The organism is Microbulbifer donghaiensis (assembly GCF_900129095.1).
In the GTDB taxonomy this organism is placed as follows: Bacteria; Pseudomonadota; Gammaproteobacteria; order Pseudomonadales; family Cellvibrionaceae; genus Microbulbifer; species Microbulbifer donghaiensis.
In genome coordinates, this window is the sequence record NZ_FQVA01000001.1 from 1749615 (window position 1) to 1767299 (window position 17685).

Annotated in this window: 12 protein-coding genes; 9 read left to right on the forward strand and 3 right to left on the reverse strand. The window is 59.3% G+C overall.

Annotated elements, in window-relative coordinates:
• Nucleotides 1-121: 121 nt before the first annotated feature.
• A complete protein-coding gene (gene ectB, locus BUC36_RS07400) occupies nucleotides 122-1459 on the reverse strand; it encodes a diaminobutyrate--2-oxoglutarate transaminase (RefSeq protein WP_073273216.1) in 1338 nt (445 codons plus the stop codon).
• 56 nt (nucleotides 1460-1515) lie between these two features.
• Nucleotides 1516-2025 carry a diaminobutyrate acetyltransferase gene (gene ectA, locus BUC36_RS07405; RefSeq protein ID WP_073274687.1) on the reverse strand — a complete coding sequence of 170 codons (510 nt, stop codon included), beginning with the start codon at nucleotides 2023-2025 and terminating at the stop codon, nucleotides 1516-1518.
• Nucleotides 2026-2526: 501 nt separating this feature from the next.
• Between ectA and BUC36_RS07410 the strand changes: the two genes are divergently transcribed.
• The 4 genes from BUC36_RS07410 (at nucleotide 2527) to BUC36_RS07425 (ending at nucleotide 10133) form a co-directional block, all read left to right on the forward strand.
• On the forward strand, nucleotides 2527-3048 hold the full coding sequence (locus BUC36_RS07410) for a MarR family winged helix-turn-helix transcriptional regulator (RefSeq protein ID WP_073273218.1): 522 nt from the start codon (nucleotides 2527-2529) through the stop codon (nucleotides 3046-3048).
• Between the two features lie 482 nt (nucleotides 3049-3530).
• A complete protein-coding gene (locus BUC36_RS07415; RefSeq protein WP_234994917.1) occupies nucleotides 3531-4517 on the forward strand; it encodes an FHA domain-containing protein in 987 nt (328 codons plus the stop codon).
• Between the two features lie 102 nt (nucleotides 4518-4619).
• Nucleotides 4620-7214: a serine/threonine-protein kinase gene (locus BUC36_RS07420; protein WP_073273223.1), complete on the forward strand. Its 2595-nt coding sequence runs from the start codon at nucleotides 4620-4622 to the stop codon at nucleotides 7212-7214.
• Nucleotides 7215-7589: 375 nt separating this feature from the next.
• Nucleotides 7590-10133: a serine/threonine-protein kinase gene (locus BUC36_RS07425; RefSeq protein WP_073273225.1), complete on the forward strand. Its 2544-nt coding sequence runs from the start codon at nucleotides 7590-7592 to the stop codon at nucleotides 10131-10133.
• On the opposite strand, the gene BUC36_RS07430 is transcribed toward BUC36_RS07425, so the two are convergent.
• Nucleotides 10134-10613 (reverse strand): hypothetical protein, encoded by a 480-nt coding sequence (locus tag BUC36_RS07430; RefSeq protein WP_073273227.1) that lies wholly within the window; start codon nucleotides 10611-10613, stop codon nucleotides 10134-10136. It lies immediately after the preceding gene.
• A gap of 613 nt (nucleotides 10614-11226) precedes the next feature.
• Here BUC36_RS07430 and BUC36_RS07435 point away from each other — a divergent pair.
• From BUC36_RS07435 to mepA, 5 genes are all read left to right on the forward strand, one after another.
• Entirely contained in the window at nucleotides 11227-13008 is a 1782-nt protein-coding gene (locus BUC36_RS07435; protein WP_073273229.1) for a trans-sulfuration enzyme family protein, read from the forward strand.
• A gap of 244 nt (nucleotides 13009-13252) precedes the next feature.
• Nucleotides 13253-14572 (forward strand): S1C family serine protease, encoded by a 1320-nt coding sequence (locus tag BUC36_RS07440; RefSeq protein ID WP_073273231.1) that lies wholly within the window; start codon nucleotides 13253-13255, stop codon nucleotides 14570-14572.
• Entirely contained in the window at nucleotides 14563-15618 is a 1056-nt protein-coding gene (locus BUC36_RS07445; RefSeq protein WP_073273233.1) for an FHA domain-containing protein, read from the forward strand. The genes BUC36_RS07440 and BUC36_RS07445 overlap by 10 nt, the downstream gene beginning before the upstream one ends.
• The gene (hisC, locus tag BUC36_RS07450; protein ID WP_073273236.1) at nucleotides 15615-16706 is read left to right on the forward strand and encodes a histidinol-phosphate transaminase; all 1092 of its coding nucleotides are present in this window, start codon (nucleotides 15615-15617) and stop codon (nucleotides 16704-16706) included. The genes BUC36_RS07445 and hisC overlap by 4 nt, the downstream gene beginning before the upstream one ends.
• 101 nt (nucleotides 16707-16807) lie before the next feature.
• A complete protein-coding gene (gene mepA, locus BUC36_RS07455; protein WP_073273238.1) occupies nucleotides 16808-17659 on the forward strand; it encodes a penicillin-insensitive murein endopeptidase in 852 nt (283 codons plus the stop codon).
• Nucleotides 17660-17685 lie beyond the last annotated feature (26 nt).

Below are 17685 nucleotides of genomic sequence, written 5' to 3' on the forward strand. Positions count from 1 at the left end.
TTGCCATCCCTGGCGCTACATCTGTGACTTCGATCGGGCCCCGGCCCCGCCATCCATGGCGGGGCGCCTGCTAGCGCGCAACGCTTTGCGTTGCATGCGCGCAAGCAGGCCCCCAAAAATTTCAAGCGGCGCCGGCCAGTTCGGGTTTCGGCTCTGATGAATCGGCAGGCTCTTCGGCAAAGAAGTCGTGCTCTTCCGGCACCTCGGTACCTTTCAGTACTTTTTCCACCGCAGCCTCGACGATATCCAGCGCGCGTGTCAGGTTTTCATCGCTGATGGTCAGCGGACACAGGGTCTTCACCACGTGATCGTCGGCACCACTGGTCTCGATGACCAGACCGTGTTTGAAAGCCTCGCGGGTAATCTGCCCGGCAAGGTCGCCGCTAACGCAGTTCAGGCCGCGGAACATGCCGCGGCCGCGGGTAGTCATATTGCCGTCACCATACTTCTCGACGATTTTTTCCAGGCGCTGTTCGATGTAATCGCCCTTGCGCAGTACGTCTTTCGCGAACTTGTCGTCGCTCCAGTAATGGTCGATGGCCGCCTTGGCAGTGACGAATGCCAGGTTATTACCGCGGAAAGTGCCGTTGTGCTCTCCGGGCTTCCACTGGTCGAGCTCCGGACGCATCAGCACCACCGCAAACGGCAGGCCGTAGCCGCTCAGGGACTTGGACAGGGTAATGATATCGGGCTCGATGCCGGCCTCTTCAAAGCTGAAGTAACTGCCGGTACGGCCGCAACCCGCCTGGATATCGTCGACGATCAGCAATACGTCGTGCTTGCGACACACGGCCTGCAGGTTGCGCAGCCACTCGGCGCTGGCCGCATTGATGCCGCCCTCGCCCTGTACGGTCTCCACCAGCACCGCTGCGGGATGGTCGATACCACTGGAAGAGTCGGACAGCACCTTGTCCAGATAGGCGGTGGTATCTATGTCATCACCCAGATAGCCGTCGTAGGGCATACGGCTAATGCCGCTCATGCTGACGCCGGCCGCACCGCGGTGGTGGGAATTGCCCGTTGCAGCCAGGGCACCCATGCTGCAACCGTGGAAACCATTGGTGAACGAGATGATGTTCTCGCGGCCTTTGTACTTGCGCGCGATTTTCAGTGCCGCTTCCACCGCATTGGTGCCGGTCGGGCCGGTAAACTGCATTACGTAGTTGAGGTTGCGCGGCTTGAGTATCTTCTCATAGAAGGTCTCGAGGAATTCCCGCTTCGCCTTGGTGTGCAGGTCCAGTCCGTGCGTGATGCCATCCTGCTGGATGTACTCGAGCAGTGCCTCTTTGAAGACCGGGTTGTTGTGGCCGTAGTTCAGCGTGCCGGCGCCGGCGAGAAAGTCCAGATACTGGGTGCCGTCCTCGTCGTAGAGATGCTCGCCCTGCGCTTTGTTAAATACGCGGGGAAAAGCCCGCGCATAGCTCTGCACTTCCGATTCGATCTCGTCAAAAACTTTCATGATGTCAACCTATGCTTGATTAGTTGGCGATTCAAAAATGTGGAAAAAGGACGTCACTATCTCGCGAGAGCCGCACTCACTTGGGCGCCAGCTCTGGCGAAGGGGCCGATACGCAACAACATCTCGCTGTCATGGCGACCGCGAAAATGCCGCTCGCGATCGAACATCACCGATTCCGCACAAGCGGTCTCGAGCTTCCGGGCCACGCCGCGGAACAGCGCCCAGGAGGCATCGTTGTCAGGGGTGATAGTGGTTTCCAGGTGACGCACCCGGGTACAGGCGGGGCGGCGCAATATCTCGCAGATCATGCGCCCGGCAAGGCCGAGGCCGCGGGCCTCTTCGGCCACCGCCACCTGCCAGATAAACAGGGTGTCGGGGCGTTCCGGAATGATGTAACCGGAGACAAAGCCGGCGAGTTCACCGTCTACCTCAGCGGCGACGCTGGTGCCGGCAAAGTGGCTGGCCTGCAACAGATTGCAGTAGATGGAGTTTTCATCCAGTGGCGGGCAACGGCCGATAAGTCGGTGCACGCTGGCACCATCTTCACTGACCGGTCGGCGCAGCAGGGTCTCTCTAACCTCCCTCCCCTGCCGCGCTGGAAACTTTTCTTCCGGGGAGTCTTCCGTTTTGTTGTCCGAGCCTCCGCTCGGCCTTTGTCTACCCTCGCTATGGGCACCTGCAACGCTAGTGGCGCTCAAACCTATACCTTTAGTCATCAAATTGTTAAGTGAGATGCAAAAGATCGCAATTCGCGAACAATCTACACCTTAAAGGTCATATTTGACCTTTTAATTACAAAATTATTTACTACTCTAAACAATTTTTTGCATAGTACTCTAAATAACTGCGAAATCGCAAGGCCACCCAAGATGCAATTTGATCAAGAGGTAACCAGATCACACCCTCAGGAGGACGGAGGCGACACGCGCTCCCGCGAGAGGGACACGCGCCTCCGCGAGAGAAAAAGCGCGCAGGAGACGGCACGGCAAACGATTGACAAACGGCGGGCAACCCCTAAAGTCGGCCGCACACAGTTATCCCGCCGCGACCTGCAGAGCCTGCTATTGATGGACAAGATCGAAGAAGTACTGATAACCCTGCGCCGCCTGATCCGCGCCACGGACCTGCACTCCAAGCAGCTGGTAAAGACTGCGGGGCTGACGGCGCCACAGTTACTGCTGCTGCAGGCCATCCGCGAGAAAGGCCAGGTCACAATCGGCGCACTGGCAAAAGAGATCAGCCTCAGCCAGGCAACGGTGACCACAATCCTGGACCGGCTGGAAAAGCGCGGACTGGTATACCGGGAGCGCTCCTCGGAAGACAAACGCAAGGTGCACGCCTACCTGACCGACAAGGGCGTGGAAATCCTCCGCGACGCACCGACTCCCCTGCAGGAACATTTCGTACGCCAGTTTCGCGATCTGCGCGACTGGGAACAGTCGATGATCATTTCCTCACTGCAGCGGGTGGCACTGATGATGGATGCCGAGCATATCGACGCCTCCCCGGTACTGGACGTCGGCGACCTGGACCGCAAGGACAGCCGCCAGCTGCCACCGGGAGAAGCGGAAGAAAAGGAAGAAGACTGAGCGCGCCCCGGCACGCAAAAACAAAAAAAATCCGCACCTGCCTGCGCGCGATTGCCCAATCTATGGGCAAATTTTTTCAAGATGCTTTTGACGCCAGCGCAACTTCCCGGCGAAAATGCGCACATTCGCATTCAATCGTTGCATTCACGCCGAAGATCGGTATAAATGGTGCGGCAACACTATAGCAAGCGCCAACCATGTGGTTAGCGCTTGCTTACTCGAGACAGGGCGCAATAACAATTTCAACAGCGCCGCTATTGATGCTTTGTCGCTGGTCACGGGGCTCCGCCAGCAATGCCGACAGCATTTCTATAGCGGCGACCAAGCGTCGCCTGGCGAAATGAAAGCCTCCAATCGGCCCCACCGGTTTTCCGCTTGCGGGCATTACACTCCGCTTCCGCGCCAGCTGTCCTGATCGAGTTGTTCGCCGCCTTCGCGCAATTACCCCCAACAATACGAAGAACGGGGAAAGGGATAAAAGCATGGCTTGCTTACAGCATCCAGACAGGGATCAGCCCGTATATCTGATGGCGCACCACACCATTGGCCGCCGCCAGGGTGCGGTGGACACACGTATCACCAGCGCGGAAATCTCCGGAATCCACGCCGCCATTCAGTGGACGGGCACACACTGGAACATCCGCGACCTCAGCCGCAATGGAACCTGGGTCAACGGCCAACAGTTGGTACCCGCCAAGAACTATCCACTGCAACAGGGCGATCACATCTCCTTTGGGCGCGCAAACAATCCAGTGTGGATCGTCGAGAACCTGGATGCGCCAGAAAACCTGTTGATCGATCTGCAAACCGGCGAGGCACTCCCCCTGGAGCAGTACCACCTGCTGCCCAACGAACGGGAACCGCTGGCCAGCCTGCACTTCAGCCCGGTCACCGGCCAGTGGCTTTACGAGCTCACCGGTAACTCCAACAACAGCGATCACACCACCGCCATCAAGCACGGCGAGCGCATCGACTGCGGCCTGCACAGCTGGCAACTGTTCCTCGCCGACAATCAGGGCGCGACCAAAGAGCTCTCCCTACAGCAATTGTCGATTACCGATTTCGATTTGCGCTTTTCTGTCAGCCACCACGAAGAACACGTGCAGCTGCAACTGCGCCGCGAAGACCTGAAGCTGGACCTGCCCGCGCGCATTCACAACTATCTGCTGCTTTACCTGGCGCGGGCACGGGTGCGCGATATGCAGCAGGGCGCAGATCCGGATGCGCAGGGATGGGTTTCCATCCAGGTGGCGACCCGCGAACTGGGCATTACCGTCAACCACCTGAACACACAGATTTTCCGTGCGCGCAAACAGATCGCCGAAACCCTGCCGGATGCCATCGACACCTCCGGCCTCGTGGAGCGCCGCTCCTGGGAAATCCGCCTCGGCTGTCGCCGCTTTGAGATTTATAAGGGGTCGCAACTCGAATCCCGCGCAGGCAGGCCGGAAAAGCTGCTGACGGATTGATCGATGAAGCCACCCAAACGGAAAATGGGCGGCGCTACACATTTATTCGACGACGACTTGCCAGGATGGCGTAAGCGATAACAGGGCCACTCAGCAAGACACATGGCGTCAGAGCAACCACCTTTTTATATCGGGCGATACAAGGTAACCGGCAAGCTCGGCTCCGGCGGCATGGGTATCGTCTACCTGGCCACCGACGAGCGACTGCATCGCCGTGTGGCGATCAAGCGGCTGGTGAAAAACCCCAGCAGCAACACTGCACACCTGCGCATCCGCCAGGAGGCGCTGTTACTCGCGCAGCTCAGCCACAGCAATATCGTGCAGATTTACGACGTGGTGGAAGAGCGGGACGATGTCGCCCTGGTGATGGAGTATGTGGACGGCAGCTCCCTCACTCAGTGGCAGCGCGAGCGCACACCCAACCTGCGACAGAAAATCCTACTGCTCCGGCAGATCTGTAACGGCCTCGCCCGCGCGCACAGCATCGGCATCATTCACCGCGACCTCAAAGCGGACAACATCCTCGTTGATGACAACAATACCGCCAAGATCACGGATTTCGGTATCGCCAAGAACTGGCGTGAGGACAGCGATCTAACCCGCGAGCAACACGTCGCCGGCAGCTGGGGGGCCATGTCGCCGGAGCAGGCGCTGGGCAAGCCGCTCGACAATCGCTGCGACCTGTTCGCCCTCGGCGTACTGGCCTACAAACTATTCTGCGACCAGAGCCCGTTCGGCGATCACGACAGTCCGTTCATCATCGTCGATCGCATCGTCAACAGCCAGCATCCACCGGCGGAAAAACTGAACCCGGACCTGCCCCCGGCGCTTTGCCAGCTGCTGGACAAACTGCTGGCGAAAAACCCGGACAAGCGCCCGGTCAACGCCACCGCGGTGGCGGCGGAGCTGAACGCAATCCTGACGGAGTTGGATGACAATTCCGCGCAAACCATCAGCCGCACCGTCACCATCACCGCCGAGGGTTACCACGTAAAGCAAAGGCGCAGGGGCAAGCGCCTCAAAATGCTGGCCGGCGCTACACTCGCCGGCGGTGCGGCCCTGCTGGTCGCGGCGGCCGCAGCACTGCTGCCGGAAACTGAAAGCGAAACGACAGGCAAATACATCGCCATCGTTGCACCGCACGAAAACGCCTTCGCCACGCGCGAAACCAACCTCCTCGGCAACAGTGTCCTGAGCGCGATCAAACAGGGCCTCTCCAGCCGCGAGGGGCTGCTGCTGGTGCCCTTCTCGGAGTCCGAGCAACTGCGCGGCCAGTCACTGCGCGAGCAGGCGCAGGCACTCAACGCGCAGCTGCTGCTGCACCCGTCGATCAACTGCGGCGTCGCGCACTGCGACGCCTCGCTCGAACTGATCGAAACCGCAAATTTCTCCGTGGTCGCCAGCCGCAGCGCGACGCTGGAGCTGGACGAGAACCTCGAGAGCCGCGCGCGCACACTGCAGCAGCTCAACTACCTGCTGCCCAATAACCCGCCGCGCGACCGGGAATCGAACCCCAATATCAGCGCCGACGATTACCAGCGCTACCTGGAACTGTTCGAACGGCGCGACGACGATGCCAACCTGCTCAAGTACCTGTCGGAACTGGATGAGCTGCAGGAACGCAACCCCGCCTTCACACCGCTGTACCAGCTCTACGGCGAACTGGTGATCGATCAGCGATACAACAGCCGCGACCCCGACGGCCTGAAGCGGCTGACGCGATTCCTCGAGCGCGCACCGAAGCGCCTGGCCGATCACCCCGACCTGATCAGCGCGCGCCTGCGGCTCGCGATTTTTCAGCAGGATGCCGAGCAGGGCCGCGAACTGCTCGACCAGTTGAAACTCAGCCTGCCGGACAAGGCCAACTACCACTACATGACGGCGGTTTACCACCAGCAGCTGGGCAACTACCCCCAGGCCTTGAAAGCCGCGGAGCGGGCCCTCGCCCTGCGTACCAGCTTCAATTACATACTGCAGAAGGCCATGGCCCTGAGCGCACTGGGAGATATGGACGTGGCCAAGCCGCTGCTGCAACAGGCGATGTCCCTCAGCGACAACAACATGGATGCCCTCTCCCTGCTGGCAGCCAACGAGCTGGACAGCGGCCGCCCCGAGGAGACAGTGCGCCTGCTGAGCTCGGCCGGCCTCGACCACCTCGGCGCCATGGACACCTACAACCTGTGCCTGGCTTACTACATCGAGCGACTCTTCGACCGCGCCGAGCAGTGCTTCGCCAGCGTCTCCGAACTCGCGCCCGATGATGCGGACGCGCTACTCTACCGCGCCGAGATTGCCGACGCGCAACAGCAGCCACACAAGGCCCGCCAGCTCGCCGAACAGGCGCTGGCGATCTCGGCCGATCGCGACGACTGGGAGGGGTTGCTGATGCAGGCGCGCGCCCATGCGGAACTGGGCCAGGCCGGCCGCGCCGTGGAAACACTGCTGAGGATCCGCCGTACCGCCCCGGACGATCTCTATGTCAATTTCGCGCGCGCGCAGATCTATATCACCACCGGCGACCTGCTCTCCGCCAAGGCCCATATTCGCAAGACCCTGGAACAGGGCGTATCGCCGATCTGGTTCGATACCGCGCGCTTCGCGCCGATGTGCCGCCGCGCCGATTTTGCCGACCTGCGCGCAGACTATCCGGCGCTCTGTGCAGCGGGGCGCAAGAACGCGGTGATCGCGCAAAAATAGAATGCGTCACATTTAAGCAGTAAAATAGGGAGCCTCTGATTAAGTCCGTGATGCCTCTGGCTTGCAGAGCGGTTCACAATCAAGGCGCGGCTTCGCAGGAATGTCTAGACCTTTCAAGAAGTCGCAACGCGGAGTGTGAATCGCTCTGCAAGCCCCGAAGGGCGGGACCTGAAGGCCGCAGCTGCTGCGTTGCAGCTCTTGCAAAGGGCTCGACCATTCGCGGCGAGCTGCGCCTAACATCTGCAGCCTTCAGATCCCGCAGAGACATTACGGACTTAACCAGAGGCTCCCTCAGCGCCATTCCGCCGGCGCTGTTGGGGTTAGGCGGAAGAACGGATGTAACGGACCTTACGACCACCAACAAGAATAAAGACTATGGAAGTCGCCGAACCGGATGTGCAGCAACTGGGTCGCTACCGTATTGAGCGCACGCTCGGCGCCGGCGGCATGGGCATTGTCTACCTCGCGCAGGACAGCAAACTGCAGCGCCCGGTGGCGATCAAGAAACTGCGCAAGGACAGCACCAGCAGCACCGCCGCCCAGCGCATCCAGTCCGAGGCGCAGCTGCTGGCGCAGCTCAACCACCCCAATATCGTGCAGCTGCACGACGTGCTCGAAGAAGGCGACAGCATCGCGCTGGTGATGGAGTACGTCGAGGGCACCACCCTGCAGCAGTGGATGCGCGAGCACACGCCCAGCCTGCAGCAGAAGCTCGACCTGCTGATACAGATCTGCAACGGCCTCACCGAAGCCCACTCCCTCGGCATCATCCACCGCGACCTGAAGCCGGACAATATCCTGATTACCAACAGTGGCGTCGCCAAGATCACCGATTTCGGCATCGCCAAATCCCTGCAGCAGGACGTGGACAGCATTACCCGCGAGGACCAGGTGGCCGGCACCGTCGACGCCATGTCTCCGGAACAGCTGCAGGGCTATCCACTGGATCCACGCAGCGACCTGTTCAGTCTCGGCACCATCACCTATGAGCTGCTGTGCGGCGCCAAGCCGTTCGAGAAGGGTGACGGCGGCACCATGGCGCTGGCACACAAGGTGGTCAGTGATCCCCATATCCCGCCGCAACTGGCCTGGCCCAAGCTGCCGGAACCGCTGGCAGTGCTGCTGGACAAATTGCTGGGCAAACTGCCGGAACAGCGCCCGGACTCCGCCGCCCAAGTGGCCGAGGCCCTGACCCTGCTGCAGCAGCTGGGCGCCGATAGCGAATCACGCGAGTTCTCCGCCACCGTCACCCAGTTGCTGCGCAAGCCGCCGAACAAGCGCAAGCGTTTATTTGCCGCCTTGGCCGGGCTGGCAGTGTTGGCAATTGCCGGCTACTGGGGCTGGAAAGAATTCACCAAACTCGAGCCGCAATATATCGCCGTGCTGCCGGTGGAAATCAACGGCGAGGTACGCGGCGAGGACAATGCCAAGGCGCTAACCGCGACCATCGTGCGGCAGGCGCTGATGAATGCGACTTCGCAGCTGAAGGCCAGTGCGCTGGTTAGCTTTACGCCCAAGGAGGGGCAGGATTTCGATGCCCAACTGCAAGCATTGCGTAACAAGGGCGTGACCGATGCGCTGTTTGCGCGGCTCGAGTGTGCGCAGGTGCGCTGTGAGATCGAACTACAAAGGATTGGGCCAGTGGACAGCCAGATCAAGCAGCAGACAGGTTTTGCGTTTCTGGTGGATAAGCGGCAGGAGGCGGAATATCGGATTGGGAATAGTACGGCGGCCTTGTTCCCGCAGAGCTATGCGAAAGATACAGCAGAGCTAAAGCTGATGCCGGATAGCGACTATAGCGAATACCTTAATATCGTCAGCCGGCTTGAGAGCAAGGGTAATACTGCAGAGGATTTAACCAAGCTTAAAGAATTAACGAATACTTATCCCAACAACCCAAACCTCTACCGTATCTTCACTCAAGTCGCGACCGACCTTTTCGTTCTGACCAATGAACAGCAATACATTCAAGAGGGCTTAGACCTAGTCGGCAAAGCTAAATCTCGCGGAATCGATAAATCCCTCGCTCTTGAGATTGAACTCTGGCTGAGAACCTACAGCGATGACAGTAATCAGTTCGATGAGCTTTGGACACAGCTCAACAAGCAGAAATCTCCTTCTGCTGCGATGTTAGCTAAGTACTCTCGCTTTTTATTTTCCAAGGGAGACTACGAGGCTGGGCAACGATATGCAGAAGAGGCTGAGGCTCTCAACCCATCAGCGGATAGCCTGTACTTGGTCGCCCTCCATCAGACCGCCAGTGGAAATTATGACAGTGCGCGCCTGACCCTTAATAAATTACTCGAGAACTACTCACGCCATTGGTCTTCATATTCTTTGCTCGGGGCCATCGAAGGAGAAGTAGGCAATCTATCCGCCGCCGAAAAGGCCTTTACGAGCATTCCAGAGGCACTGCGAAGTTGGCGTACTCAATCCAACCTCGGCGCGCTTTATTTCCTGCAACAGAAATATGTTGAGGCCCTCAAGACCTATCAGCAGGTATTAAAAAAAGCACCTGAAAACATCCCAGCCATTGGCCAGATCGCAGAGACTTATTTGATGCTTGGAGAATCCGAGAAGGCGAAAAAAGAGTTCTTAAGAGTTGTCGAGCTTACAGAAAACAAAGAAGCTCCTGATATGCTCCGCTATAGAGCGATCGCCTTGGCCAATCTAGGGGAAGTTTCTATGGGCATTGCTTTAGCTCATGCACTCTTAAAGAAATCACCAGATGACACGGATGTAAAATATAGTGCTGCCCAGATCTACGCTATAGCAGGAGAGTGGCGATCGGCCAATTATTTTCTGGAACAGCTACTGCAGCAAGGTATGAGTGCAGACTGGTTCCGGCTGCCGGCCTTTCGCAGGTTATGCGCGAGAGAGTCGACAACGGTGGCTGTCACCACCGCTGTCTGTAAGTAATCACTGCGGATCGAGTTGCATATCTGGGTCGGCTGACAGCACGAGATTGCCACTGGCATCCTCCGCCGCCCACTTAAAAGAAAAGCTACACGCGTCCTTTCCAGGAGCCTCAACTTCAATCTCTAAAAACTGCGGGCTACCGTTCATCTTCTTGGCCTTTTTAATACCCGCGGTACCGCCATCGGTTTCGCCACAGATCTCCATACCGTCGTACTTCTTGTCAGCGGTATCCTGCTTATCGGCAAATACCAGATCGGTTTCCACCAGCTCAATCACCAGGGTTGCCTTGCCGGACACGCCTGTCCCACCGTCCTTCACCCCCAAAAATTGCAGGTGAATGGTTTCGGCATCTTCACCGCTGGAATCCTTGAAGGCCCACTTCTGGTCGGGGCCAGTAGGCTTCAGGGTGTAGTTCACAGTCACTTTGCCATTTTTCGGCACTTCGACAGGTGCAGCGGCCAGTATATTTTCGGTTGTCATATTCCACTCCTGGAGTTTCTTGCTTTTATTGATCCCTGAATACCGCGCAGGGCAGTTGGCTGGAACTTTCCGTCGGCATCGCCAGGACTCCGGCAGAAAAACGCGCTGGATAGCATAATGCCAACCGCCACCGGAACTCCATCACATTTCTAATGGAAAGTGGCAAAAAAAAGCCGGTGGTAACTCAGTTACCACCGGCCCGAATTGATGGTCCCAGCCATCGACGGTTACAACAACACTATCAAGAGCGAAATGAGGCATCCTTGCCCCGGCCAAGCCCTTCCCCAAATCTCGGCTAACTAGGCTCTGTGTTGGCCGAGCCCGGCTTGGCAGTCCAGCTTACGCTGAATGGGTCTCCTTCCCGCACTGCGCCACTGGGGGCGCAGGCATCCGATCCATCGGATTCCATGTTGTGAGGCTCGCCTTTCCGTAGGCGGCGCGCTTGAATCGCTGTTGCTGCACTCGCCCCTCAACCTTGGGCGTAACTGTACGGATTCACCGATTACAGGTCGATCACACCCCATTACGCGCGATTACATGACAGCCATTTTCGCTTCCGCCACGGAGTGGATAGGCCGAGCTATAACAGTAATCACCAAGGGAGGAGAACGAGATGGAAGCAAATCTGGATGACGCCAAAATACTCTCACCCCGCCGCAACACGACTCAGGCGGCCAGTATCGAGGAACTGGCGCGCGAGCAACTGCAGCATTTCGCCATCGATGCGGCATCCGAACACGGCCAACTGCTGCTGGCCACCGCCGAGGAGCTGTACCGGGCGCAGGGCAACCTGAGCCAGCTGTGGGCGCAGACCGCGGCCACACTTAACCAGCTGGACAGGTCGGACAGAGTCGCCTACTTCAACGCCAAGCGCTTTATGAGCTTCCAGCTGGCGAAGCTACTGGACAGCCTGCAGAACCCGCTGCGCGCCAGCTTCCAGAGCCTGCAGGGCAATGACTTCAATATCAGCACGCGCGGCGGCTATCCGCTGTTCGACAATATTCCGGCGATCTTCTCCGCCACGCCGGTGATCGCGCGCACCGCCACCTATATCTATGCGTGCACCGAGTGGATCGACGACGCGTTTCGCGGCCGCGAGCCGAGCCACGATATCTATTCGCGCCTGCTGAACCCCACTTCCATCTCACTGGCCAATGCCATCGTCGATCTGGAGTGCGGGCCGGAGGCCAATCAATATATGGCTTGGAACTTCAACTCGGGCATGGCGGCGATCGATGCACTGCTGTCCAACCAGCTGAGCCACGGCGACCTATTGATCGTGTCGCGGCATGTCTACGGCGGCGTGCACCAGCTGCTGCAGGACTTTTACGCGCGCCAGGACAAGCTGGCCATCCAGCTGATCTGGTTCGACGGCACCAGCGGCGACGAATTCGAGCAGCTACTGAAGAAAGCGCAGGATGAGCATGCGAAAGCCATAAAGGGGGGCGCGCGCATTCATGTATATATCGAATCCCCCTGCAACCCCCACGGCACCATGCTGGACGTGCCGGCCATCTGCCGCGCCGCGCACCGGGAAAATCTCTTGGTGAGCCTGGATGCCACCCTGGCCACCCCCTTCCTGTACAAACCGCTGCGCCGCGAGGATCGTGCCGAACGGCCGGACTTCGTGGTGCACTCCTATACCAAGGATATCGGCGGCACCGGCGCCGCCACCGCTGGCGTGGTGATCGGCGAGAATCACCGCATGTTTATCCCCAAGGGCGACAGCGCCAACGGGCTGAACTGGAACCAGTGCCTGTTTTGGGATGTGTACTATATCAAGGGCGCCTTCCTCGATGCGGACAAGGCCTGGGAGGTGCACTGCGGTATGCGCACACTGGAGATGCGCATGCTGACCAAGTGCATCAATACCCTGTGCCTGAGCCATTTCTTTGCCAGCCACCCGCAGATCCGCGTCAACTGCCACGCGCTGGAGTCGCACCCGAACAGCGAGCTGCGCAAGGCGTTGTTGCGGTACCAGTTTCCGACACCGCTGTTCACCATCGACATGGAAGCGGCGCAGCTGCCCACAGAGGCGTTCAAACGCTTCTTCGATGCCTTGGAGCCGGCTTTCGGGCAGATGGTTAGCCTGGGGCAGACCAACACCATGGTGCTGTGCCCGGCACTCACCTCACATTCGGAGCTGTCACCGGAAGCCATGGAAGCGGCGGATATTTTCCCCACTACCATCCGCATTTCCGTCGGCGACGAAAACATGGCGCAGCTGGCGGCCCATGTCATCAGTTCGGCGCGATTGCACCTGGATCCGGTGTGCCCGGGATTCAGTGACAGCTTTATGTCGGCGGAGGATGCCGACGCCGTGTTCGCACGCTTTTATTTGAAGTCGCACAAAAAAGTGGTGGAAGCCTTCCCGCGCGTGGCGGACTATCTCTGATTCGGAATACACGATGTTTTTGTGGGAGCCTGCCCTGCAGGCGATTTCATTCGTGCCACCGGACATATTCGATTCGCCAGCAGGGCTGGCTCCCACATCAGCTATTGCAAAGTCCGGATACCGGTACCGGATCTAGTCCGGCACAGACCCTGCGCCGGCATGACGACTCTCTCCCGCGCGCTTGTTGCACTACTCTATATCCCGTAATATCAATCCTCTTCTGCCCATAATTTAATCAAACAAGATGCTGAACCTTTCTGCGCGCCTGCTGACCCTGTTGTTGTGTTGTTTTGCCGGAGTCGCTTTTTCCAACCTGGCCGCAGCACAGGGCTACGAACAGCTCTACAGCGATTATCGCGGCAGCCTCTACCAGATTCGCCTGATCGAAAAATCCTCCAATTCCAAAGCCGGCCTCGGCTCCGGATTTCAGATCTCTGAAGATGGCCTGATCGCCACCAACTACCACGTGGTGGCCGAGGCGGTCAGCGACCCGGACAAATATGTGCTCGAATACCTGTCGGTGGACGGCGTCAAGGGAACCCTGGAACTGCTGGATATCGACGTGATCAACGACCTGGCCCTGCTGCGGCAGGACAACCCGGGCAAGGAATATATCCAGCTGGCCGAGGACACCCCCAAGAAGGGCGAGACCATTGTCTCTCTCGGCAACCCACTGGACCTGGGCATGACATTGATCCCCGGCACCTATAACGGTATCGCCGGCGGCAGTTTCTACGATCGCATTCATTTCGCCGGCTCGATCAACCCCGGTATGAGTGGCGGTCCGGCGATCAATACCCGCGGCCAGGTGGTGGGCATCAACGTAGCCACGGCCGGCAACCAGGTCAGCTTTCTGGTGCCGGTGGATAAACTCGCCACCCTGCTGCAACACTTCCGCCAGCACGGGAATGCCGTCGACCTGCACAAGCTGACCCATCAACAATTGCTGGATAACCAGCAGCGCATCATCGATTCGATCCTGAAGGCCGACTGGCAGCGCCGCCCGCTGGGCGAGGCCAAGGTGGTCGGCGAGATAGTGCCGGCGATCCAGTGCTGGGGTAACACCCAGGAGAGCGATGACAACCCGGTCAAGCGCATCGACAAAGGCTGCACCGGTCAGGAGGTGGTTTTCCTGTCGGAGGAATTCAATACCGGCCGGGTGGAATACGAGTTCTTCTGGCTGGAGGCGAAAGACCTGCTGCCGTCGCGCTTCTACGCGGAATATGAGCAACAGATGAGCAGCTTCTATCCCGGCAATACGGCGGGCGAGAAGGATGTCACCAAGTTCCACTGTCGCCAGGCCTTTACCGCGCAGGAGCGCAACGCCGAGGGAGAAGCACCCGAGTCCAAACCTGAGCGCAACCAGGAACCGATCGTTGCCCGTACCAGCTACTGCGTGCGCCGCTACAAGAAATTCCCGGACCTGTACGACATCTTCTTCCTGAGCCTCAGCGTGGACCGCAAAAACCGCGCCCTGGTCAGCCACTTCACCCTGTCCGGATTTACCCAGGAATCAGCCGAAGCGTTTACCGAGAAGTTCACAAGCGAGATCCAATGGCCCTGATAATCGAAGAACTGAACCGCGCCCACCGGGTGCAGGCCCGGTATCGCATGAAGGGGGACAACTTTACCCTGGGCCGCGGCTACGACAATGACGTCATCCTGGAAGACATTCACGCCGACGCCCGCCACGCGGTGATTCGCCGGGCCGAAGACGGCAGCTTTTACCTGCGCGACCTGAACAGCGTCAACGGCACCCAGTTGCTGGGCAATGCCCGCGACAAGTCGGTGAAATTCGGCGAAATTTCCGAGCGCCAGGTCGAGACCGGTGACCTGGTGCAGTGCGGCAAGACCCACCTGCGGCTGATCGACAGCGACGCGGACATGGTGGAGGCCGTGCCCCTGCATTCACTGGAAAACTTTTTCGAGGGATTGTCGCGCCCGGCCGGCGCCATCGGCCTGCTGCTGGCCGTTGCCGTGGCCACCGTGCTGATCAGCTATCTCGGCTATGCGCGCAAATACGAGTGGACCCTTATCGTCAACCTATTGACGGGCAGCCTGATCGGGCTGCTGCTCTACGCCGGCGCCTGGGCCTTTATCGGCCGCGTCGTGCGCCACGAAACCCATTTCTTCACCCATTTATCCATCGCCGCGATCGGCGCACTGGTCTACACGGGCTGGGAGTGGTTCAGCAGCCTGCTGAATTACAACTTCGCCCTCGGCAAGCTGGTGCAGATATTCGACTTCCTGGTACTGGCGGCCATATTGCCGGCCATGCTGTGGTGCGCCTGCTACCTGGCCACGAATATTTCCCGCGGCTGGCGCTGGGCGGTGGCACTGGTGATTCCCTTGGGCTTTCTCGGCATCGGTCTCGCAGAAGAACTCGTCAACATGGATGAATTCACCGATATCCCGGAAATATCCACCGAACTGAAATACGACGACCTGCTACTGCGCAAACCCGTGCCGATGGAGCAGTTTATTGCCAGCGCCCCGGCGCTGTTTGACATCCCCATCGAGAAAACAGAAGACGAACAAGAGTCCGATGAGGGGAACACCACGCCGGCAAAGGGCGATGCTGAGAGCGATACAACGGAGACAGATTCTTGAGCAATCCATTCTGGAGCCCCGCGCTCGCGCAACTGGAGCCCTACGTGCCCGGTGAACAACCGCGCGGCCGCAAGCTGATCAAACTGAACACCAACGAGAACCCCTACCCGCCGTCTCGCCGCGCGCTGGAAGTACTCGGCGGTACGCAGCTGGCCGACGCCCTGCGCCGCTACCCGGATCCGGAATCCAGCGATCTGTGCGCGGCCATCGCCGGGCGCTTTGGCGTGCAACCGGAACAGGTCTTTGTCGGCAACGGCTCCGACGAAGTGCTCGCGCACAGCTTCTACAGCTTCTTTCGACGTGATGAACCGCTGCTGTTCCCGGACATCACCTACAGTTTTTACCCGGTCTACTGCCAGCTCTACGATATCGAGTACCGCACGGTACCGCTGCGAGAAGATTTCTCCCTGGCGGTAGAGGACTACAGCGGCCCGGCGGCCGGCGTGATCCTAGCCAATCCCAACGCCCCCAGTGGCCGCTATCTGCCGCTGCCGGAAATCGAAAAGCTGCTGCAACTGCAGCCGCAGCGGGTTGTGGTGGTCGACGAGGCCTATATCGATTTCGGCGGCGAGAGCGCGGTGCAGCTGATCGACCGCTATCCCAACCTGCTGGTGGTACACACGCTGTCGAAGTCCTACGCACTGGCGGGTCTGCGACTGGGCTTCGCGATGGGACAGGCGCACCTTATCGAGGGTTTGAACCGGGCCAAGAATTCCTTCAACTCCTACCCCATCGATGCCGTCGCCCAGCGCGTGGCCACTGTAGCAATCGACGACAGCGCCTGGCTGGCGGACTGCTGCAACAAGGTCATCGCCACGCGCGAACGCACGGTGAAGGCACTGCAGGCGCTGGATTTTGATGTGGTTCCGTCAAAGGCCAATTTCGTGCTGGCGCGACCTCGCAAGCTCGGCGCGGAGGCCCTGTATCACGCGCTGCGCGAGCGCGAAATCCTGGTGCGCTATTTCAACAAGCCGCGTATTAGTGAGTACTTACGTATTACGATCGGCACGGATGAGGAAATGGAATCACTGCTGCAGAGTTGCAGGGAGATAATCGCTTCACAGACCGAACAATCCGGGTCTCTATAATTAGCGGGACTCATGCGCAGGGACGCCACATAATGTATGCGCAGCCGATGGCATGGCCGAAATGCCGCTGCGCGCCACTGATCTCTTGTAGTCGAGCGGTTATGTACCTACCTGTCGTTGCCACATTCTTGTCAGCTATTTTGCTCGCCTTCAGCGGCAGCGCCGCTGCCAACCCCTGGGAGGAGATAGTGCGACCGTCTTCCCAGGCCTCTGCCAGTATCGGCACCTACACCAATGGCTGCCTGAGCGGCGCGGAGGAAATGCCGCTGCGCGGTGAGGGCTTCCAGCTGGTGCGCACCGGGCGGGGCCGGCGCTACGCCCACCCCGCCACCGTCGACTTTTTGCAGGATTTTTCCCGCAGTGTGGCGCGCCGCGACCTGGGCCGGCTGCAGATCGGGGATATGTCCATGGCCCGCGGCGGCCCCTTCCAGTACGGCCACCGCAGTCACCAGACGGGCCTGGACATCGATATCTGGTACTCCCAGGACTGGCGCGCGGCGCAGCGGTCGCTGACGGCCTGGGAGCGCGACAATATTTCCGCGGTCCCGCTCGCCGATGAAAAAGAACACCGGCTTATCCAGGAAAACTGGGACGACAAAATTCCGCCGATCCTGCGCCTCGCCTCGGAGGACGAGCGGGTCGAGCGGATTTTTGTCCACCCGACCATCAAGCGGAAACTGTGCGAAATTTCCGGCAGCGACAATCAGTGGCTGCGAAAAGTGCGCCCCTGGTGGGGACACAACTATCATTTCCATGTGCGCCTCGCCTGCCCGGATGGCGAGAAATACTGCAAACCCCAGCAGCCAGTTCGCAACGAGCCCTGTGGTGCCGACCTGGACTGGTGGTTCAGTGATGAATTTTACGCAATGCTGAGAGGTACCGCGCCCGCGCCGGAGAGGCCGAAGCCCAAGCGTATGCCCAAGCAGTGCGAACAAGTATTAAGCGCACCCTAAGTGCGTGCGAATACAAGGAATAACAG